22 protein-coding genes are annotated in these 20,899 nt (G+C 52.9%); 20 read left to right on the forward strand and 2 right to left on the reverse strand.

The genetic code is table 11. The features are described 5' to 3' along the window. Window positions 1-261 precede the first annotated feature (261 nt). Window positions 262-720: a VOC family protein gene (locus SD425_RS18475; protein ID WP_324671472.1), complete on the reverse strand. Its 459-nt coding sequence runs from the start codon at window positions 718-720 to the stop codon at window positions 262-264. A 2,128-nt stretch (window positions 721-2,848) separates the two neighbouring features. After that, window positions 2,849-3,457: a Crp/Fnr family transcriptional regulator gene (locus SD425_RS18480; RefSeq protein ID WP_324671473.1), complete on the reverse strand. Its 609-nt coding sequence runs from the start codon at window positions 3,455-3,457 to the stop codon at window positions 2,849-2,851. 533 nt (window positions 3,458-3,990) lie between these two features. Between SD425_RS18480 and SD425_RS18485 the strand changes: the two genes are divergently transcribed. The 20 genes from SD425_RS18485 (at window position 3,991) to SD425_RS18580 (ending at window position 20,883) form a co-directional block, all read left to right on the forward strand. Next, window positions 3,991-4,164 carry a hypothetical protein gene (locus tag SD425_RS18485; protein ID WP_324671474.1) on the forward strand — a complete coding sequence of 58 codons (174 nt, stop codon included), beginning with the start codon at window positions 3,991-3,993 and terminating at the stop codon, window positions 4,162-4,164. 3 nt (window positions 4,165-4,167) lie between these two features. Next, window positions 4,168-4,566, forward strand: coding sequence for a DUF308 domain-containing protein (locus SD425_RS18490; protein WP_324671475.1), 399 nt, complete (start codon window positions 4,168-4,170; stop codon window positions 4,564-4,566). 130 nt (window positions 4,567-4,696) lie between these two features. Beyond that, the gene (locus SD425_RS18495) at window positions 4,697-5,353 is read left to right on the forward strand and encodes a Crp/Fnr family transcriptional regulator (protein WP_324671476.1); all 657 of its coding nucleotides are present in this window, start codon (window positions 4,697-4,699) and stop codon (window positions 5,351-5,353) included. Window positions 5,354-5,425: 72 nt separating this feature from the next. Then, window positions 5,426-6,511: a medium chain dehydrogenase/reductase family protein gene (locus tag SD425_RS18500; RefSeq protein WP_324671477.1), complete on the forward strand. Its 1,086-nt coding sequence runs from the start codon at window positions 5,426-5,428 to the stop codon at window positions 6,509-6,511. A 398-nt stretch (window positions 6,512-6,909) separates the two neighbouring features. Next, window positions 6,910-7,410, forward strand: a complete 501-nt coding sequence (locus SD425_RS18505; protein ID WP_324671478.1) for a cupin domain-containing protein — start codon at window positions 6,910-6,912, stop codon at window positions 7,408-7,410. 135 nt (window positions 7,411-7,545) lie between these two features. Further along, on the forward strand, window positions 7,546-8,433 hold the full coding sequence (locus SD425_RS18510; RefSeq protein ID WP_324671479.1) for an NmrA family NAD(P)-binding protein: 888 nt from the start codon (window positions 7,546-7,548) through the stop codon (window positions 8,431-8,433). Window positions 8,434-8,620: 187 nt separating this feature from the next. Beyond that, window positions 8,621-9,601 (forward strand): AraC family transcriptional regulator, encoded by a 981-nt coding sequence (locus SD425_RS18515; RefSeq protein WP_324671480.1) that lies wholly within the window; start codon window positions 8,621-8,623, stop codon window positions 9,599-9,601. A gap of 306 nt (window positions 9,602-9,907) precedes the next feature. Beyond that, complete coding sequence (locus tag SD425_RS18520; RefSeq protein ID WP_324671481.1) at window positions 9,908-11,155, forward strand: site-specific integrase; 1,248 nt, start codon at window positions 9,908-9,910, stop codon at window positions 11,153-11,155. Between the two features lie 53 nt (window positions 11,156-11,208). Then, window positions 11,209-12,189, forward strand: a complete 981-nt coding sequence (locus SD425_RS18525; RefSeq protein WP_324671482.1) for a hypothetical protein — start codon at window positions 11,209-11,211, stop codon at window positions 12,187-12,189. 106 nt (window positions 12,190-12,295) lie between these two features. Continuing rightward, on the forward strand, window positions 12,296-12,613 hold the full coding sequence (locus SD425_RS18530; RefSeq protein ID WP_324671483.1) for a helix-turn-helix domain-containing protein: 318 nt from the start codon (window positions 12,296-12,298) through the stop codon (window positions 12,611-12,613). Next, complete coding sequence (locus SD425_RS18535; protein WP_324671484.1) at window positions 12,606-13,373, forward strand: KilA-N domain-containing protein; 768 nt, start codon at window positions 12,606-12,608, stop codon at window positions 13,371-13,373. The genes SD425_RS18530 and SD425_RS18535 overlap by 8 nt, the downstream gene beginning before the upstream one ends. Before the next feature lie 46 nt (window positions 13,374-13,419). Then, window positions 13,420-13,905 (forward strand): hypothetical protein, encoded by a 486-nt coding sequence (locus SD425_RS18540; RefSeq protein WP_324671485.1) that lies wholly within the window; start codon window positions 13,420-13,422, stop codon window positions 13,903-13,905. Window positions 13,906-13,962: 57 nt separating this feature from the next. Beyond that, entirely contained in the window at window positions 13,963-14,457 is a 495-nt protein-coding gene (locus tag SD425_RS18545) for a hypothetical protein (RefSeq protein ID WP_324671487.1), read from the forward strand. 77 nt (window positions 14,458-14,534) lie between these two features. Continuing rightward, the gene (locus SD425_RS18550; RefSeq protein WP_324671488.1) at window positions 14,535-15,338 is read left to right on the forward strand and encodes a hypothetical protein; all 804 of its coding nucleotides are present in this window, start codon (window positions 14,535-14,537) and stop codon (window positions 15,336-15,338) included. Next, window positions 15,335-16,816 carry a replicative DNA helicase gene (locus SD425_RS18555; protein WP_324671489.1) on the forward strand — a complete coding sequence of 494 codons (1,482 nt, stop codon included), beginning with the start codon at window positions 15,335-15,337 and terminating at the stop codon, window positions 16,814-16,816. The genes SD425_RS18550 and SD425_RS18555 overlap by 4 nt, the downstream gene beginning before the upstream one ends. A 3-nt stretch (window positions 16,817-16,819) precedes the next feature. Continuing rightward, on the forward strand, window positions 16,820-17,350 hold the full coding sequence (locus SD425_RS18560; RefSeq protein WP_324671490.1) for a hypothetical protein: 531 nt from the start codon (window positions 16,820-16,822) through the stop codon (window positions 17,348-17,350). Between the two features lie 57 nt (window positions 17,351-17,407). Continuing rightward, entirely contained in the window at window positions 17,408-18,262 is an 855-nt protein-coding gene (locus SD425_RS18565) for a hypothetical protein (protein WP_324671491.1), read from the forward strand. Window positions 18,263-19,315: 1,053 nt separating this feature from the next. Further along, window positions 19,316-20,005 carry a hypothetical protein gene (locus SD425_RS18570; protein ID WP_324671492.1) on the forward strand — a complete coding sequence of 230 codons (690 nt, stop codon included), beginning with the start codon at window positions 19,316-19,318 and terminating at the stop codon, window positions 20,003-20,005. A 104-nt stretch (window positions 20,006-20,109) separates the two neighbouring features. Then, window positions 20,110-20,421 (forward strand): terminase small subunit, encoded by a 312-nt coding sequence (locus SD425_RS18575; RefSeq protein WP_324671493.1) that lies wholly within the window; start codon window positions 20,110-20,112, stop codon window positions 20,419-20,421. Window positions 20,422-20,595: 174 nt separating this feature from the next. Beyond that, the gene (locus SD425_RS18580) at window positions 20,596-20,883 is read left to right on the forward strand and encodes a hypothetical protein (protein WP_324671494.1); all 288 of its coding nucleotides are present in this window, start codon (window positions 20,596-20,598) and stop codon (window positions 20,881-20,883) included. Window positions 20,884-20,899: the final 16 nt, after the last annotated feature.

Consider the following 20,899-nt stretch of genomic DNA (forward strand, 5'->3'; position numbering starts at 1 on the left):
TTTCAGCAAGAGCTTATTATATTTTCTAGGTATAGCAACGGCAATTAGCAAAACAGCAGGCAATGCTCATTTGCTATTCTGCATGATTTTAAATAAATACTTTAACCTTACTGACTATTAATTCAGTTTAGCAGGCAGAGCAATTACCGTATACACAAGCCACTAAAAAACAGGCTTGTACTAGCGCTAAAGCAATTTACCAACCATTTTATTGCGCTAAAGTCTCCTTTAACGCAATTCCAAATTTGGTACTTTCAATTCTCATTTAGCGTCATTTATTTCAATCCAATAACCATCCGGATCTTGAAGATAAATTTGTTTAACGCCGTCTGCTCTCAACGTGGGGTCTTTGCCTTCTCCTTTTAAATTTGTGTAAGCCACGCCTAGCTTTTCCAAGTGGCTGATAAATTCAGCCAGCACTGGAACCTTGAAGCACATGTGAATATTTTTATCAGCATTCGGGGTGCACTGACGCTGAATAATATGAAGCTGAATACCCGGGCCAATTGAAAGCCAGGTGTGCAGGCCGTCATTGAACGGATTAGGTATTTCTTCCAGCATCAACACGGTGCGGTAAAAGGTCGTGCTTCGCTTTAGATCTTGCACGCAGACAGCCGAGTGATTGAAGACAGGCGCTAAGCGGGACTTGGTTTGTGCGGTGACAACTTGCGAAACGCTCAACCCGCAGATGAGTGTTAGGAGAAACAGTACGATTTTCATCCTCCAATGTACTAATTGCAACTGTTTCAGCAGTACCTAGCAGCAACAAAGAGTTGGCCTCCGCTGGAGGCACCGCCAAGGACAGCAATTGCGTCGTTGGCGGTGCCTCCAGCGGAGGCCAATTCTCTTTACTAACCAATAAGAAGGTCTTGCCTAGCTAGGCAATATCATTCTTAACACGTGGGGCAAAACAATGACAAGTAGCCCCACAACAACTGCGAATAGTAGCCCAAGCATCAACCACCAGTACAACCGCCGTTCGGCACAAGCCGGCTGTGGCCACCACAGCATAAACGGCAGCACCAGCGGCACCATGCTCTTAAGTTCTTCTCCGCCTGCCAGGTGCAGATTCGCACCCGTGATGGTGGCCAATAGTGCACTTAGCAATAACATATAACGCTGCCAGTTAGGCAAGTTGGGTACGGGCACCATATTGAACACCCTAGCTAACATGTGGCAACGTGCTAACACTTGCATGATAGCCACTTACAGATCTGCTGCCTTTGCTTATCAGGCTCGCCCTTGTCCGTTCTGCGTTGACTAGGGTCAAGTTGCGCTGTACACAAAAACCTGGTAATAATGCTAAACTTAAGCTTCGCGCAAGCAAAGTAACAACTGCGCTAAGGGAAGCTTTGTTATTATAAACCAATTTGCACTTTTTGATAGCTGTAAAAATATGCGCCATGAACTATCGAAATTTATAATTGAATGATTATCTGGGCGTAACAAGAAATAATGACAGTAAAGTCTAGGTTTTGTCTTCTAACTAATCCAGTTTTAAAAATACTCGTGAATAGAACAATTTGTTTTTTCAGATGAAACTACCAACAAAGCAATTACTTCAATTCAAGAAAATACTTACCGATACCTGAAAAAGGGTACCGGCATAGTACTAAACGCAAGCACTGAATCTTTATGAGCAAGAAGGAAGCCAGCTAGCTTATCGGAGCTTCATAATTCGTTACTTGCAAGACCTAGGTCGCTACAAATCCTTAGTAATCAGCAGCTAAAAGAATATTCCCAACAAAGCTCGAATTGAGCCATGAGAAACGTGTGCACAGCTTTTGGGAAAGCCTCGGATCTGAAGAAGTGACTTGAGAAGTCTAGCTAACAGTATTGACCATTTTCATGAGCCCAGCCTAGTATCTCACGTGTAGCACCGGAACCTAGTGCTCGTAGCGTTCTAACGCCCGCATGCGACTATTGAGAAATCAGGGAAAGTTGTTGATTTTTAGCTACATCACGCCCTGCTCATTGTTCATCTCAGAGCATTCAACAACCGTTCTCTCTAATGTAGCAAAGCTAGCTTTGTCATCTTTGCCAAGTCAAAAAGCCCAAGGTTACGAAAAGCGGAAAGCTTTCTGACGGATGGCTGAGACATGGTAAGAGAAGCCCCATTAAACTCACCTCTTCTCATGCTTTACCACTCGTTCCTCAAGAAGTCTGGTTTCCTACGATGATAGATGATCTAGCTCAAGGAAGATTTTAGCCTATTCTACAAATTCGAGTACTTGACCTAGCTCGATGAATACTTCTTCTACTCCTTTCTCGCCTAGTGACCATGCGTATTCTCCGGAAGAGCGTGCCCGCCTCAAGGTTGCATTTACTTCGATTGCGGCCACCTATCGTACCTACATTGGACGCATGTTATGGTGCTTTCTGCTAGCTGCCTTGGCACTGTGCATGATCTATGCCCCAGCACCTATTCACTGGCTAGGCCTGCTATTCGTCCCTAGCTTGTTTGGAGGCATTTTCCTTGGCTTTCGGGCGGCGGCGTTACTCAAGTGCCCGGGCTGCTCCCAGTCGCTAACCACCATCAAAACATACTGCCCACACTGTGGCAGCTCTGATCTAACCGCCCAAAAAGTTGTGAACGGGCCGTGGTCGATGTGGCATTGCACTAAATGCAACTCCAATCTAAGTGACGGCAAACGGATGTTTTGTGAGATTCGAATCTGCTCTACTTGTGGACTCCACCTAGATGAGCAAGGTCTAGAAACGTGGTCGAAGTTTGTAGCAACGCCGGGAAGAATATAGTACTACCTCGGCAGCCAAAACCAGAAAGAGCCTGCGCCATCTAACACTGCCTAGCTCCAGTTCTATCACTGAAGCAGTAATTGAATTTCTACTACTTAGACTTCCCTAATTGCCCACGGATGCGGCTGAGTGAAGGCCCCTTAATACCCAGATACGAGGCGATATGCCCCAAGGAAACTCGATTGGTGACGCCTGGAAACTGCGCTAATAGCGCCAGGTAGCGTTGCTCGGCCGTTTGGAAAAGCATGGCTTCGGACTTGGCCTGATGCAACACTAGGTACTGCTCGGCCAGCAGGCGGCCAAACCGCTCCCAGCTGTGCGACTGCTTGTAGAGCTCGTGCAACTGCCCAACGCTGATGACCATCAGTTCGGCGTCTTCTAGCGCGGCAATGTAGTAGGGGCACGCCTCCTGGGTAACTAGGCTTTTAAGGGAAGTGAGAAACGTGCCCTCTGGCACAAAGGCAACAGTGTGCTCCATGTCTGTAGACGGGTCAACATAGTACACGCGAAACAAGCCACTCACAATGAAGCCGATATATAGGCATACAGAGTTGCGGAAGTTAAAAAACTCGTGGCGCGGAATAGTGCGCAGCTGCCAATGGTCCTCGGCTAAACGAAGGTCTTCGTCGGAAAGGTGGGCGAAAGCTTGTAGCTGCTGAGCCAGCAGTTGACGAGGAGAGTCCTTGAGAAAGGAGAGCATATAACAGCAAGGTAGAAAGGAAAGCGCCAGCTTTAGCACACCCAACTATTCGCATCGAGCGAGACTAAAACTGCTGACAGAACAAGTACTTCCACGCTGAACAAGCTAGGCTCTGACTTCCGTAGCGGAGCGGTCAAGCAGCCAGATAACCTGGCAGTTAAAGTAAATAAATTATCGAGCGACACTTTTTAACCTAGGTGAAAAATCTAGTTGCGGCGCGGCAGGACCTTTGTCACATCACTAAGCCTCGATGAAGCCTATGCTGCCTAGTTAAAAATGCCAATGGCCGCTTGCGCTGGCGGCGATGCTCTCATCGCTGGCAAAAAAGCGCGTTGTAGCCGCTGAGCCTGCCTAAGTGGCTACAGCTCGAAATAGGCCATCACCCAAAAAGTACGCGCAGCCACACGCTGCCTTTCTAGCCAGCTATGGGCTTCTACTTGCTCATTCTGTCAGCACTGCTGCCTTCCTGTAAAGGCGACGCCCCTCTTATTACCTGCCCCAACACCTTGCCTTTTACTAATCAACTTAAACTCATGTCCGTTTCCTTAGCAACTCCCGTTTCAGCCCCCGTTTCTACGGCCCAGGCACTCCGCACCCTTTACTTCGTGCGGGCCGCTTTCTCCGTGGTTTGGGTTAGCCTTGTTTTTCTGTTTGTAAAATCCGCGCCCACGCTCACGGCTGCTTTGCTGCTGCTCTACCCGGCCTAGGACGTGCTAGCTACCTTCGGGGATATTCGGGCCAACCGCAGCACCGGAGGCTCTCTGCTGCCACAGTACGTGAACATCGTCGTTGGCAGCATCACAACGGTAGCCGTGGGCCTAGCTCTGCGCAATGGCATTCCGGCGGTCCTCACCGTATTTGGCGTGTGGGCCGTGCTGACTGGACTGATTCAACTGCTGCTCGGCTTGCAGCGACGACGCCCATTGGGTGGACAATGGCCGATGATCCTCAGCGGCGGACAGTCGGTCCTAGCTGGGGTGTTGTTTGTGGTACAGGCCCACGACCCCACAAAGGGAGTAACCAATGTGGCTGTTTACTCGGCGGTGGGGGCATTTTATTTCCTGCTGGCGGCTTTGCGCCTGCGGAAAGCTACGCTGCCGACTACATAAGCAGGGTCATTCTTGGAAAGTGTCACTCGCTTACTGTTAAAGTAAGCGCCTGACCTGAGGGTCTGCATCTCAAGCAGCATGGAGCAAGCAGCGTGGACGAACATATGTCCTCCACGCTGCTTAGGTCGCTATGGCTCTAGCAGCGTTCATCGGTTTCACAGAGTATCTTTCCGGATCAACTAGCTTTCTGCGCATGGTGGTGCCAACTAGGACCGTTTCCGTTTCGTTGCTGGCGGCGTTGCCGCAATCCCCTCAGCTTTCCGCAGTAGAACAGCAGAGCGTACTTGCTGCCTTCCAGGAACGCATACTTACGGAGGGTGAAGTACTCGTTGAAGCGAGAACCGTCTGCGAGGAGCTTTTCTTTGTGCAGGAGGGCGTACTGCGTATTGCGGTGCGTGATACCCAGGGAAAAGAGCGAACCCACTTTTTTCGGGAAGCGGGCCAATTCTGCACGCTCCTAACCAGCTTTGAGCAGCAGCTACCTGCTACTCAGAGCCTACTCGCGGCCTGTCCGGCACGGGTGTTAGCCATCACCTACGCTCAACTAGTGGCCTTAAGCCAGCAGGTACCTCGCCTGTCGGAACTCCTGGGCCAACTGATTCAGCAGGAATTACTGGGCAAGCTGCACCTGCACCGCACATTTATGGGGCACGATGCCGCCAGACGCTACCAGTTATTTTTACTGCATCAGCCTGAAGTAGCCCGGTGCGTTCCTCAACACCTGATTGCCTCCTACCTAGGTATCACGCCTCAATCCTTGAGTCGGCTGCGCAAACAGATCGACTAACCTCACTTTTTACCATTTGGTAAGCCCCTCTGTTTCAACTTTTGCTCTGCTCCACCTAGAGAATATAAGCAGATGCAAGCAGCCATTTTAGAGGCGTTCGGTACCCCTCTCCTCCTACAAGAACTCGCAGACCCTAGGCCCCTTGCCGGCGAAGTAGTGGTAGATGTGGTGGCCGCCCCAGTGTTACCCTATGCGGCCGAAGTGTTCAGTGGAGCACGCCAATACCCATTATTGCTACCGCTGGCAGTAGGCTCTGGCGCCGTGGGACGAGTACGGTCTGTAGGGCCCGATACCACGCGCCTAGCCCCCGGCGACTGGGTGTACTGTGATCCGACCGTGCGCGCCCGCGATGAACCCGTTGCTCCCGACATCTTGCTGCAAGGCCTAATCGCGCCCAGCCCCGGTGCGCAGCGGCTGCAAGCCCACTTTCGGCACGGCCCCTTTGCCGAGCAGTTGCTACTACCGCTGGAAAATGCCATTCCACTCGGCGCCCTTGAGCCAGCGGAAGCAGCGCGCTGGTGCGGCCTAGGGCTTTGCCTGGTGCCCTACGGCGGGCTACTGGCCGCAGACCTGCAAGCCGGCGAAACGATCCTAATCAGTGGAGCCACCGGCCACTTTGGGAGTGCCGCCGTTGCCGTGGCGCTGGCTATGGGGGCCGGATGCGTCATCGCCCCAGGCCGCAACGAGGCGGTATTAGCTGATTTAGTTAGGCGCTTTGGTTCGCGCGTCCGACCCGTTCGTTTGAGTGGTGATGAGAATGAGGATCAGCGACGCATGCAACGGGCAGCTCCTGGCCGCATTGATAAGGTACTAGACCTTCTGCCTCCCCTACCAGATGCAGCGCCAGTACGAGCTGCGGCCCAAACCGTGCGTCCACATGGCACTGTGGTGCTCATGGGTGGCCTGCGTGTGGGGCTGGAACTCAATTATGCGCACCTGATGCGCCATTGTATTACCGTGCGAGGCCAGTATATGTACCCACGTCAAGCTCCTGCTCAGTTAATAGCGCTTATCCGAGCTGGGCTTTTGTCACTCGACGAGTGGAAGATCACCACCTTTTCCCTTTCACAAGTCAATGCGGCCGTAGCCCATACGGCGCACACCGGCGAGGCTTTCCAGTCGACCATTCTCTTACCAGGCGACGTGGCATTTAAGTAGTGTACATTCGGGCGAGCTACCTAGTGAATAAGGTTGCTCGCCCTAAACAGGCCACTAGTGCCTAGAACTGCCTTGTGGTAGAATAGGCGGACCTGTTTACTAGCAAAATGGTTGGGTTCTCAAACAACCTAGGTCTAAAACAACCTTTGTTACATGGGAAGGCAGGTCGCAGTATACCTAGTGAGAAACTGTTGATACAGGCAAGTCCGGGTCATAGTATTCGACTGCAGCGAAAAGGATACCATTTGGGACAACAAGTAAAGCGGACACTCTATTTCAGACCAAGACGACTCTGTTGGCGGCGCATGCTTTAGTCGGATACGACTGATTTGTTGTCCTATCAGGGTATTTTCCAGCGTAACGCTTTCTGACCTTTGGCTTATACTTTATCGAGCCTTATGGAAGAGCAAAAAAAGCATCCGGTTACACTAGCCCCAACAGAGGGGCACTCCATCTCGGTGGTTGGAGACACCTACCGCATCCTGGTTAGCGGAGAAGAAACCGCAGGAGCCTTTGCCATCATCGATATGCTGATACCACCCGGTGGCGGCCCCGGACCCCACGCACATGCGGCTTTCGAAGAGTCATTTTATGTGCTGGATGGGGAGATTGAAGTCAAATCCGAGTTCGGGACTTACGTGGCCACTCGAGGAGCCTTCGTCCGTATTCCGGAAGGTGGCGTGGTGCACTGTTTTCGCAACAACACTCAACAAATGGCCCATTTGCTTTGCACCGTAGTGCCAGCCGGCTTAGAAGCATTTTTTACCGAGATCGGCCAACCTGTGGCCACTGGCCAGTTTCTGCCGCCACCGCCTCTGGAAGAAACATTCCTGAAAAAGCTACAGGCCGCTGCGAAAAAGTACGGGCAACAAGTATTTCCGCCGGATTATCTCCAGTAACTCTGCTCGCCGGGTGCCACCCCCTAGGCCATTAGGCGAAGCGCGTGCTTTCTTTTTTAGGACTTCTCACTTTTCGGTAGGCCCTGGTGAATGACGCAAGAGTTCTCCTAGCGCCGCCGACCAACCACAAAAACCATGAAGATTACAACTGCAGGCTCTCTGGGCAATGTGGCCAAACCAGTAGTGAAAATGCTACTAGCCGCCGGCCATGATGTAACCGTTATCACCAGTAATAACGACCGCAAAGATGAAATCAAGGCCTTAGGGGCCGTAGCGGCCGTGGGCTCGCTCAGCGATGCAGCGTTCTTAACCACGGCATTCCACGGAGCGGATGCCGTGTATGCCATGGTGCCGCCAGCAATGGGTACTTCTCATCTAATCCAAAACATCGCGGAGGCTGGGCAGGCGTATGCCCAGGCAATTAAGGCGGCGGGAGTATCCCGCGTGGTCATGTTAAGCAGCGTCGGGGCAGATGCGGCGGCGGGTACCGGTCCCGTACAAGGCGTGCACCAGATTGAGCAATTGTTTCAGCAACTGGCAGGAGTGAACGTGACCATCTTACGATCGGGATTTTTCTACACCAACTTCTTGCGAGACATTCCCCTGATTAAAAACATGAACCTCTTCGGCAACAACTACAGCGGCGAGGATAAATTAGTCCTCACGCACCCAGAGGATGTCGCCACAGCAGTGGCGTCGGAGTTGCAACAGCCAGGAAATGGGTTTGAGGTGAAGTACATCATCAGTGCTATCTCGACCGGCAATGAAGTTGCCTCCTTGCTTGGTCCAGCAATCGGCAAACCAGACCTAGTCTGGACAACTATTCCTGACGAACAGCTGAAGCAAGGGATGCTATCGGCCGGATTGTCACCAGAGTTGGCCGGGCTTATCACCGAACTGGGGCAAGGGGTAAGAGCTGGCTTAGTTACCCAAGATTTCTTTGCCACCGGGGCACACGTCACGGGCAAAATCAAGTTGGAACAATTCGTAGAAGAGTTCAAAAATCAATATCAGCAAGCATAAAACAATGCCCCCTAGGATAGCAACTTGCTATTCTAGGGGGCATTGTTTTATGCCGTATTATGCAGAGGAAATACGAACGCAGAGGCCTCGTGCATCACCGAGTGCTAGCCTCGAGCTCGTCCTTTTAGTTACCGTTTTTCATACGACAAGATCATGCGTAAATGAAAAAAGGAGGAACCATCTCATTATGCTATTCAACTTCTCCGCAACCTCCGATTTTGACTTCATCACCTGTTTTGCTCGTCACATACAGGCTCCTGTGCACAACGGAGTGTTGGAGATACCCGAAAAGCTAGGACGAGGATCGATTCGCAAATTAGTATTCGGAGCAGATTTCAAGATTACGCTCCACCACTATCTACTCCAGGAAGAGCTACTTCTCGAACGCACGGCTTCTGGGCTGGGGAACGAGTTGATTACCATCTTTTTTTACGACAATGAGCAGCCGCTCGGCGTTGCGTACAACCAAGAGCCTCCCGTTTTATTTTCCCAGCGCAACGAGTCGGCTATTCAGGTTACGTCCAACGATCTTAGCTCCACTATCCGCTTTCCCGCCCAGCAACGTATTCAGTACGTGGTAGTCGCCATTACCCCGACGCGGCTAAAGGAATTATTAGGTATCCGTAACCCTAACTCGGTCCTCCAAACGATTACGGGCAGCGGCAACTCTTTTCTCTTCTTCGAAAGTATGCTGGCGGAAGCCAAGCTACTGCTCAACAAAATGACTGCCGTGGATATGCAAGAGAGCCTTAGCCACTTCTACATGCAGATCAAGGTGCAGGAGTTGCTCTACCTTGTTTTCCATAAACTATCACTGCGTGAAAGTGCGGCGCATCAACCGATTAATAGTGTAGATGCTGCCCGCTTGCTCCACGTTCGCCAAGCCATCCTCCGCGACTTGAGCGCGCCGCCGGTCTTGCGGGAGTTGGCCCACTTGGCCGCCATGAGCGAAACCAAACTCAAACAGCTGTTCAAGCAAACGTTTGGCACCCCCATTTATACATATTACCAGCAAGCTAGGATGGAAGAAGCGGCTTTTTTGCTGAAGCACGGCCGGCATTCGGTGGCCCAAGCAGGCTATGAGTTAGGCTTCTCCAATCTGAGCCACTTCAGCCGGCTGTTTGAAAAGCATTACGGGCAGAAGCCGAAAAAATATTCGGCTTCTTGACGCTCGCTAAGCACAATGATTGCCGGGGCAAAGATCTTACTAGTAGGCACTAACGAAAAAGTGGATTGCACACCATTAAAGATGTACAATCCACTTGAGTGGGCCCACTTGGAATCGAACAAGACTATTTATCCCATGTCCATCAGATATAAAAACATTGTTTATAGGCCTATAAACAATGTTTTTGTTTTATACTAGTTGGTTTACATCGGGATAAATACGGTTGAAATGTCAAAGTATGTACCCTCATGTGTACCCTGAGAAGCATAGAAGTTGTATCTTGCCTATGGCAACTACAAACACACTATGGCTACTGTATCCTTCCACCTGAAGGAGCCTCAGGCAGACCGCCCCACGGCTATTTATGCCCTGCTTACTATTGACCGGGGTAATCGATTGAAGATCTATACTGGTCAAAGCATCCACCCCAGTAAGTGGATAAAAGACGATCAACGAGCGAAAGAGCGAGGCAAAGGCAACGAGTTGAACGGGCACTTGAACGACGCCCTCAACGGTATACAAGATCGATTGCTGACGACGTACGCCGAGCACCTGGCTGCTGGTGCCTTACCTACCGCTGCTCAGCTGAAAGCGGCCGCTGCCCCTGTAGCCATAACGCCTAAAGTTCCGCAGTTAGACAAAGCAGACCTGCTGACCGTCTTCACGGAGTGGATTGCTAGTCGTTCGCTAACGCACACGCCTAACACGTTACGCACGTATCGCACAACCTTACGCCATCTCCGTGATTTTCAGAGTGCCGCTAAGTACCCGGTGGCATTTGACACTGTGGGCGGCACTTTCTCGCAACGCCTTGCCGAGTACCTGTTAACAAAAAGGCAGCTGCGTGATACGGCCGTACGCAAGAACCTAGTTATACTGAAGTGCTTTCTGGCCTGGGCCACAGAGCATGGCTACCCGGTACCACCTGATTATAAAAAGATAAGCTGGCAGCGACGAGAGCCGGATATACTCACGCTCACTCGCGCAGAAGTAGTAGCTCTGGCTAGTCTCGACCTTCGTCCTGCACTCAACAACGCCCGCGGTCTATTTCTGCTGGGGGTATATACCGGTCTACGCTTCTCCGACGTGGCTGCCCTACGCCCAGAGCACATCCACGTTGACCGGTTGCGCTTGACTACGCAGAAGACGCGTGATACGCTTACTATTCCGATACGCCCCGAAGCCCGCCCGCTTCTAGCGCAAATAGTGGCCGGTACCCTGCGACCACTACCTAACCAGGTACTCAATCGCTACCTCAAGGAACTAGCTGCTCTGGCTGGGATTGATACGCTTACGGAGCGTACTCATTACGCTGGAGGCAAGCGCCACACCACCACAGCCCCGAAATATGAATTTGTGACGACGCATACCGCCCGTCGCACATTCGTGACGCTGGCACTAGAAGCCGGATTACGACCGGAACTGATTATGAAGATTACCGGTCACAAGGACCTAAAGTCGTTCAGCCGCTACGTGAACGTAACGGAGGATTCAGTATTGACGGAGTTTGCTAGGGTGTATGAGACACCTGTTGTAGAGACTACAGCGATGTAGTATTGCGGCAACTAACAGTAAAATACAACCTTCACCTTAGAGCTGGCAAGCTGATGAACAAGGCCCTTGAACTACACGCATACTACTCTAAATTATTCGAGGCATTTGCAGTACTGCCTCCTGGTGATATTGGCTCTGCCCTCTTTGATGAATCCGTAGAGTTATGGGCAACAAGTCCTTGGCAAGACTTTGGAGCATTCTTAAATCGAGTAGAAGCATATTTAGGCGCAAGCACTTTAAGCTTGGATCGTCAAGCTAGAATTGAAGCTTTCTTAGCTAAGCACAAAACGCACTATGAACGCTGTGTGTGGGCACCTGAAGAACGGCCATATCTTAACGAAACAGATAAGGGCAGTTTACAGGCCCGGCGTCAACTGCTGAAAGCTGGTTGGTATAATGATTCTGAGATGTCCGAAAACTTCGAATGGTCCGGTTCATCAGCCTTAGAAGAATACACTCAAAAACAGTTAAAAAAAGTTGAGCAGCGATTACTAATCCTAGCTGAACGTCACAGATCAACAGCACAGACGGAAGATATTTCGCGAGCCTCAGCTCATGCTATTGTGCAATCCGCGCTGACAGCTGAACAAGCAACAGACACTGCCATTACCCAATCGGTTCAGCACGCGCAGCTAGATAACCCTCCCGCTTGTACTATAGCCGATCTGTGTTTATCAAATTTTACTTCCGCTAACCTCTCTAGCTTATTGATTTATCTGAAGGCTATTGATAAAGATTTATCCAGCCGTCCGTTCAGACCACTTCGCGGGAAAGGGAAAGGAGCTATTAGCAAGGTAGCTGCTGCACTTAGTGTATTGTCACGCGCTGGATTGTTCAGTGCTGACAAAGACCAATGGTCGGAAGCTACTGATAAGGCATACGGCATTCCACTAGGTGCAAAAGTGCTGGCTTACGAGTATGGAGCAACTAGAGGGAAAACCCCAAGCTACAACGGGAGTGCAGCATTTGACACTGCAACAGAGAAGGCTAACCTATGGCTAGACCGATGGAAACAGATGCAAAAAGTCATCTAATAGGAATTTATTAGGCTTAATAGGAATACGGCCTATAAGTGCCTATTAGAAACCTGCTCTTTGTGACAGAGCTGGCCAGCATACCTACCTGGCGACTCTTTCGTTGATGCAGGCCATTATCCCCGTGGGCGTTGACTATGCCCAACTACTCGAAGATGTGCGAGCTGTCGTTCGGCACGAAATTACCCTCGCTTCCACACCCGCTTCGGATGCAGGTACCTCGCCAGTTAATGAGCTGCTGAGCATCCGTGAGGCAGCTACCTTACTGGGTGTAACCGTGCAAACCATTCACGACTGGAAGCGGCGTGGATTACTGAAGTACCACAAGTTAGGTAGCCGCTCCTATCTAAAGCATAGTGAGGTATTAAGCGCCCTCCAAATTAACCAGCGTACGCTAAAAGCAGGAGGGCGGCACCGTGGCTAGCACGAGCATTATCCCTTTCTCGTTCGGCGGCGTCGTGATTCGCCAAGATAGCCACGGTCGTATTTGCCTGACCGATCTGTGGAAGGCCGCCGGCAAGCAGCGCAGCAAGCGCCCCGCGGCCTGGCTAACCCTACCCACTACAGTCGGCTTTTTAGCTGCCACCGAGCGATTTTTAAAGGTCAACAAATCTGACCTTTTAGTTTCCGCTGCTGGCCGTGGGGGCAGCACCTTCGGCCACCGCCAACTCGCCCTAGAGTACGCCCAGTATCTGAGCGCTGACTTGTCGGTAGTGGTGAATCAAGTGTTCTTCGAACGCCAAGCCGAAGAGCAGAATCCCGACAAGCTGTTGGACCGCGCCGAGGCCGCGTATCGTCGGCGCGGCTTCTCCGAGGAGGAAATACGGGCCCGCTTCCAAGGCAAGGCCACGCGTAACCGACTCGTGTCGGTGCTGGCTCGTCACGGCGTCAAGAAGCAGGGCTTTCGTCTGTGCACCAACGCCACCTACATACCGCTGTGGGGCGGCAACGCGGCGCACGTGCGTCAGCGCAAGAACTTACCCGAAAAGTCGAACCCGCGCGAGCATATGAGCGAGAAGGAGATGGTAGCCCTGCACCTCTCCGAGCTGCTCGCGGCCGAGAGCATCGAGAAAAAGAACGTGCGGGGCAACGATGCTTGCGCTTTGGAGTGCCGGCGCGCGGCGGCGACGGTAAGCCGCATGATTCAGCAGCACAAAGACTACCTCCATGGCTCGTCACACTAGCGCAGACCTCTCCCTTCATTCCAGCCATCAGTCAAGCACACTTGATATGAAAAAGCCACAAGCAACCCAACAGCCTTCCGTCCAAGAATTGCGCACCTTTTTAGATGAGTGCGGAGACCCTTTTAACGCGGGCTGCGGACAATGGATTATTGATGATCTGCGTGCCGAATACGGCCGTGTGTACGCGCAGTATCGCGCCTTACAGATAGCACAACAGGAAGGTATATTCGAAGTAACCCTACGCAGTGCCACTCAAGTTCTTACGGTGCAGATAGCATCCCCGAGGGAAGAAGGTTTCCAAGCTGGTGAGGTGCTAGAAGCCCAACTGATGGAGCGCATGCTTCATCTGAGCAAAAGCATTCTTCTGCAAATAGAGGATTTGGAGCTGACCAAAAGCAAGCAACAAGGGCTTACGGAAGATCCGAGAATGAGCATGGTTCACGCCTTGAGCATGCCACAGAAGGCAGAGTTGCTTTCTATGGACTCCGCTGAGCGTTGCCCTCTCCTACCTGATCTAGCTGCCGCCGACTAATACGCAACCTAATTCCTCAAAAGACTATTAACAGAATCTTTCAAAAATTCAATTGCCATGAAAAAGAATCAAGCCTCCGAACTCAGCGCAGTAGAACTAGCCAAGTACCAAAGGGAAACCGGGTTTGACGCTACTGATTTTTACACTTCGGCCTACGGGCTTGAGAAGGATAAAGCCCGCTACGCAGTTAAGAAAGAACAGTACCAGCAGTTGTGGAATGTTCTGAATGATGGCACCGCTCAGGTAACCATCAAGTCTGCAACAGGCGAAGCTAGCTTTATTCTTACGCTAGAAGATAGTGGCGAAACACTTCAGAAGGTGCTTGATCCAATCTTCTTAAAGTTGAATGGCGAATTGCGTTCTCTTCAGAATTGGATAGTGGAAGCCGCCGCCAAGGTAAAGCAGGGTGTTGATGAGTGCGGACTAGAAGCGAGTGAGGAAGCCTGGGAGATTGTTAAAATGCTCATGCTCAAAAAGCCTAAGGCAACCTTATCAGAGCGCTGCCCTCTGTTGCCCGCTTTGAAAGTAAAGAAGGCGCCGGCAAGCGCCTAATATCTGCAAGCTGTCTGTCGTGCTAGGGTATCGCGAAATGCTATACCCCTGGCTACGCCTTTTCCTATTGCTAGCGCTTGCCTCTTCTTTCAATGGCCTGCCCCACTCCCCAGTATCTCAGCATACCGCTGTCGATTTTAGCCATGGAAGCGCCCTCGCTCAACGCGAAGGTGCTCCTGGCTGACGTCATCAGCATGTACCAGTCGACGGGCAAGGTGTACGCGTCGGATGGCTTCTACGCCGAGCGTTACAACGCAAGCCGGCGCAGTATACAAGAGGCTATGAAGTGGCTGGATGATAATGACTATGTAGCACGTGAGACCGACTACACCTCTCCCACCAATCGGCGCTTAATACCTAGCCAGAAAGCATTGTCGCTTTTGGGGGAGGATACGCAGAATCCGCGTACTCCCTACGCAGAATCTGCCGACCTAGGTACGCAGAATCTGCCGCCCCCCTACGCGGATTCTGCCGACAATAAGAACAGTTTAATAGAACAGTTTAATAATACACTCTCCAGCGCTGACGCGCCGGGGGTGAGTGAGCAGAAAGGAAAGAAGGCAAAACCATCCAAAGACGAGCAGTTAGGCTTCGAGGTGTTTTGGTCGGCTTACGACAAAAAAGCCGACCGCGCCAAGTGTGAACGAAAGTGGTCGGCGCTAAGCGCAAAAGTGCGCTCTACTATTCTAGCCCACGTGCCGCTCTACGTGGCAGCCACGCCAGAGAAGAAGTACCGGAAGGACCCCTATACCTACCTCAACGGCCAGAACTGGCAAGACGAGGAGCTGCCCGTCACCGCTGCCAAGCCTACAGCAGCGCTACCCACAGCCACTCCTGTCGCCGAGAAAATTAAGTCCCAACGCCAAACCATTCGCTTATGAATGCTACCGATAAGTTCCTGCACCTGCCTCAGCAATCCGAAGAGCTCGAGCGTGCCGTGTTGGGGGCGATGATTACGAGCTCCAGCAGTTTACGCGACGCCCTGACCCTGCTTCGGGGTGGCGCAGAGGTATTCTACCACACCCCACACAAACACATCTTCAAGGCTATCCACGCCCTGAATAGCCAAGGCAAAGGCGTTGAATATGTCACGCTCATGCAACAGCTGACCACTGACGGCAAGCTGGCCACAGCCGGGGGCTCTGCCTACGTCAAGGAGCTGATTTACCAGACCATCTACGGCCCGAGCGTCAAGGATTACTGCGAGTTCATGATTGCCCTGTGGAGTAAACGACGGGTGGCCGATACTATGCGGGTGCTGCTACAGGGCGCCAACGATCCGCGTAGCAACATTCATGAATTACTAGCGGAGGCCTACACTCACATTCACCAGGTGCAGCAAGGCTTGCAGGTGAAAGGCCCGGTGGTGCTAACGGACGTTATTGACCCCGTGGCAGACGCCATCGAACAAGCGGCGGCTACCCCTGGTGGCATGACGGGCGTAACCAGTGGCCTCAAAAGCATCGATGACATGACGGGCGGCTGGCAGCCCTCCGATCTGATCATCATCGCGGCCCGCCCTGGCGTTGGCAAAACCAGTTTCGCCTTGGCCAACGCTGTGCCTGCGGCCTTAGCGGGTCAGCCCGGCGCCATCTTCAACCTGGAGATGAACAATCTACAGATGGGGCGCAAGATGGTCGCCACCGAGCTAGGCGAGTACAGCACCAGCCAGCTGCAAAAGGGCTACTTCCCCTCGGGTGGCCTGGCGGAAGCGAAAACCATTCGGGAGCGGGCCGCCCGGTTGCGGAATGCCGAAATCTACCTAGACGAGACGCCGGGCCTAGAAATCAGCGAATTCCGTGGCAAAGCGGCCCGCCTCAAAGCCGACCACGGTATCTGCTGGATTATTGTCGACTACCTGCAGCTAATGACGGCCAACGGCAAAGGCAACCGCGAGCAGGAAATTGCCGCCATCAGTCGGGGCCTCAAGCTAACGGCCAAAGAACTCAACGTTCCCGTGCTAGCCCTCTCACAGCTCTCGCGGACCGTGGAGAGTCGGGGCGGCGAGAAAAAGCCGATCCTGTCGGACCTGCGCGAGTCGGGCGCCATTGAGCAGGATGCCGACGTGGTCGTGTTCCTCTACCGCCCCGAGTACCACGGCATCAAGCAGGATGAAATGGGCGGCTCAGTGGAAAACACCACGGATGTCATTTTCGCCAAGCACCGCAACGGCCCTCTGGGTGAAGTTACCCTAGGTTCGACCATGAAGAACGGGCGCTACTTCGATTTGGACATTGAGCCTTCGACACTGGCCACGCCGGAGCCAGCCCCTGTACCGGAGCAATTCGGTCCACGCATCCTAGGACTACGCACGGCCGGCGCGAGTGAGTTCAGCGACCCAGGCGAGCCCCTTGAGTAGCCCATGGAACCAACGACGCTACCCCTGCCTACGGTGCCCGAAGTGTTCCGCACCGCTCACGTCGTAGCACCCACGGCGAGTCTACAAGCCATGCGCAGCACGCGCAAGATCCTACGCTCATTGGGCGCTGCCTGCCGCCGCATGCAAGCCGTCATCATGCTACGCTGCCAGCGCGCTGGTACCGTGGCCTTCGTGCACGGAAGTTGGGCCAACGCCAATGAATGGCAGCTATTACTCGCCGAAGTCGACCAAGCTCTCGCCGCCCTACGCGCCGCCTGGCAGGAACTGAAAGACACGGAACACGCCGTGCAGGAGGTTTGCCGCACGTGGCGCGCGACACACGGTATTCCCGCCGACTTCCACTTGCACGAAGACACCGAAGAATTCTGGCTGCTGTACTGGCCGGCCGTGCAGGCCGCCCGCAGCCAATCCGATGCGCTCATCGACACAGCGGTGCGGCAGTGGGGCGCGGCCTCTACTACCTACCTGCGCCTATTGCAAAGCAGCTACGCCAAGCCCCGCGTTTCGCGCTAACTCACGGACTATCAGATTTTACGGCAACTGCCTGAAAACCTCTTTATCCCTTCTCCCATGCGGTACAAAGTGCTCACCAACATCAAGGCCGAAGACAACCTAGCTCAGCTCTTCAACGCCTACCAACGCCAGCTGCACACGCTGGAATGTCTTTCCCTGCCCAACGAAAGCATGGGCGACTACCAAGCGTTACTACGTTCAGTTGCGTCCGACGCCCCGAGCGAGAGCGCCCAGCACGTATTCAACCATGCCGTGCCGCGCTTCTACGCGTTGCAGGTGCTGAGCAACTCGCTCACGGACCTGCACAAGAACATCGGCTGGTGCATCAAAGCCCTGACCGAGTTCTTCGACCAGTACGACGGCGACCTCACGCGCTATGCCATCGAAACCCGCCTCAAGGTCGTTGACGAGTTCGGCAGTGACGACGAAACCGACTGGGAAGAAGATGGCTTCGACGAGAAAGGCCAGAAGTGGAAGGTTACCTACAAAGACGACGAGAAGACGCTGAAGCGCTATTCCCTGCATGCTGACTTGGAGCAGTATTTCAAGCAGGAGAACAGCTGCGGGGAGAAAATCGGCTCCAGTCACCCCGAAGACTTCGCCTACTTCTCTACCCTGGTCGAGAACGCCACCGACTTCAACAGCATGAAGTTTTTGCGCCAAGCCTTCGACGCCGAGCTCCCCCTCTACCGGCAGAACGAAGCCGGTGACATGGTGCAACAGTCGCTGGGCGACGAAGTAGAAAACGAGCTCAACGAAGCCTTGCGTAATGAATCCATCGTGGGGTACTTCAACACAGTGTTGGAGCTCGCTCGCCAGGCCGCTATCACCTTCGTGTTTGCCACTACGGCCGACGACTACCGCAAGCTGCTCACCCAGCTGCAAGCCGTGCGGGACGTATGCCCTAGCTAGTCGACTTCAGACTACTTACAGGTTGGTGGGCAGCCCGGAGCCCACCAACATCTGGCACTTTCGGCTATGCCGCCCAAGGTGCGCGATATGGACATAGTGCGCTTCATACGACTCCAGGGCGGCAAGGGTCGGCTCGGTGGGCAATGCACGATATGAGCGGTGCTTGGCGTGACGTACTGGGGCGACGAGGGTGCATTGCACGACCAGCACCAACAAGAACAAAAGGACCAACACCGCCAACAAGCGGTAGGTCCACGATAACGCCAAGGTCTGCATCGGAGATGGCTGGTGCGTGAAGCCTTAAGGTAGATCGCATCTAGCTTATAACCAACGCCATCACTGTTGAATACCAACAAACCGCAACAGTAGCGAAAACTACTTAGCTCTCTTTGGGTGCATACTCAAGAAAGTAAAGGGGTATCGCAAAACGCGATACCCCTTACGATCAGCAGTGCCTAGAAAGTACTTGAGCAAAGGGCATATCTGGTAGATATACCCTTGGTAGAACGAATAGGCTTCACCATCCCACGTCGACATTTACAGGAACACAACAGGAATAAACACGCCCACCATAGCCGAGGAAAGCCTAAGGCTGTTGCGGCGTTTACAGGCATATAACAGGCATAGAATGACCCTTTGCCCTCCTATAAATAACAGAGATCAACAGCAAAAACGGGTGGCCTTTGTAGGAACCAGCTGTAGTCCAGCAAAGGGCATAACGAAATGGTATACCCTCACCGTGGGTGGCCCCTAGGTTGCTAAGGTTTGCTAAGGTGCAGCGACCTCAAATGCTAAGAAATGCTAAGATTTTCGACTCGACATGCTAACAAATGCTAACATTTTTTCGACTGTAGCCGGGTTGGCTCTTTCCTGTTTCAGTCGGCTCCCACCCTTACGCACGAACGCGTCATGGGCAGACGCATGCTGACATTTTTCTAACAAGTGTTAACACTTGTTAACGCATGAAAGGCATAGCTCCGGGAACACAACGGAAACCGAATGCCGGTTTACCTCGCCTCATCTCGTTTATAAATTCCCCTCACCAGCTCGCTCATGATAAACCTTGTCGACAGCGTCGGCCCCTACGAATTAGCCTCTTCCTGGCACGAAGTCACCACACGCCAGTACTGCGCGTTGGCTGCCCTTACCGACTCGACCATGGAGCATGCCGCCGCCTGCCTGGTAGGCCGACCGGTGGAGCCCAGCGAGTCGGTGCTAGCGGCCTTGGCTTTCCTTCGCACCGAGCCACCGACCACCGGTGGTCCCGCCTACCCACTGGACCTAGGGCAAGAAACGTACGTGCAGGCGGAGCAGCTGCGCATGCTAGCCTCTGGTCAACCATTGCCCTCGTGCTTCGGCCAGCTCTACGGTCTCTTCGTGGCCCAGCAGCAGCCAGGCGTCGATGGCTTCGATCAGCAGGTGGCCACCGACCTCGGCGCCGCTTGTCTTGCGTGGCCAATCACCGACACCTACCCCGCCGTGCGGCATTGCCTGTCGGAGCTACAGCGACTCACGACGCAGTACGCCAAGCTAGCTGAGCCTTGCCTGTGCGTGCAGTGCCGACAGCCGCGGCCGGCGCAGGCTAGCCAGTTGGCGCTTCCGGGCTACGCGCTCGTCATCGGCATCATCGCCGATAAGCTAGGCACGGATCCGTTGGCCGTTGCGGCTTGGTCGGCCGATACCGTCTACCAGCACCTACTGCAGGAGCGTCTGGATCATGAGCAGCAGGTAGGGCTCGCTTAGCTGGTGGGGAGTTTCCCGACCAATACGCGCGCGTACATGCGCGTGCGCGTACTGTTGTCGAAAAGGGTACTTACCCCGATTCAGAAAATAAGACAAAAGCGGCATTGCTCGCTGGTTATGCCACCTCAGGTGCTGGGCAAGAAGGGCACCGATTGCTGAAAAATGCTGAAATTCGGGCTGCTGTTGATGAGCGTATGAGTACCCTTGCTATGAGCGCGGAAGAGGTGGTGCAGCGCATGAGCGAGGCAGCTAGCATCCTTCTAAATGAGCACTTTACGATTAAAAAAGCACAGGACTACGAGCAAGAACACGTCACCATTGGCGAGCTGGCACAGCGCAAAGAGGGTGAAATTGACTTTATCCGGGAATTTCTGGCGCGCACGTACCCGAGGTACAAGTGTGCTACCGGCCATTAGCGCCCCGCAGAGGTGTTGGGTTAGTTTCCACTTGTTACCATGTCTACGCGCGCATCTGATTATCATTTGCTTGTGTTATTCCCCGCCCTAGGATTCAGCCGAAGATTGCCGAGAGGTTTCGTGTGTGGTATTGGGTAGGGTTTGCTAGCTTTAGCAAACCTCAAGCTTATACCTATGCGCTATCAATTTCGAGAGGAGAGTTATCAAGGCAGAACCATTCGCTTCATAAAGGCCATTGGTGTAAACAGCGACGGGCTAGCGATGGCACCGGCTTATGTAATGAACGTGATGAAATATATAAGCACTAAAGAGCCCGATATAATTGTGATAGGTATGATAGGGTATAGCGGTACCTCTTCGTCGACAAGTGACGCTTTTACGGCTGCGTTTTTAAAGCAGTACCGCCGATTGCCAGATCATTATTACGCGTGGAAAGAGGCAGCGATAGAAGATCAATCATAAAACCCTGCTAGCTCAT

The organism is Hymenobacter sp. GOD-10R (assembly GCF_035609205.1).
In the GTDB taxonomy this organism is placed as follows: Bacteria; Bacteroidota; Bacteroidia; order Cytophagales; family Hymenobacteraceae; genus Hymenobacter.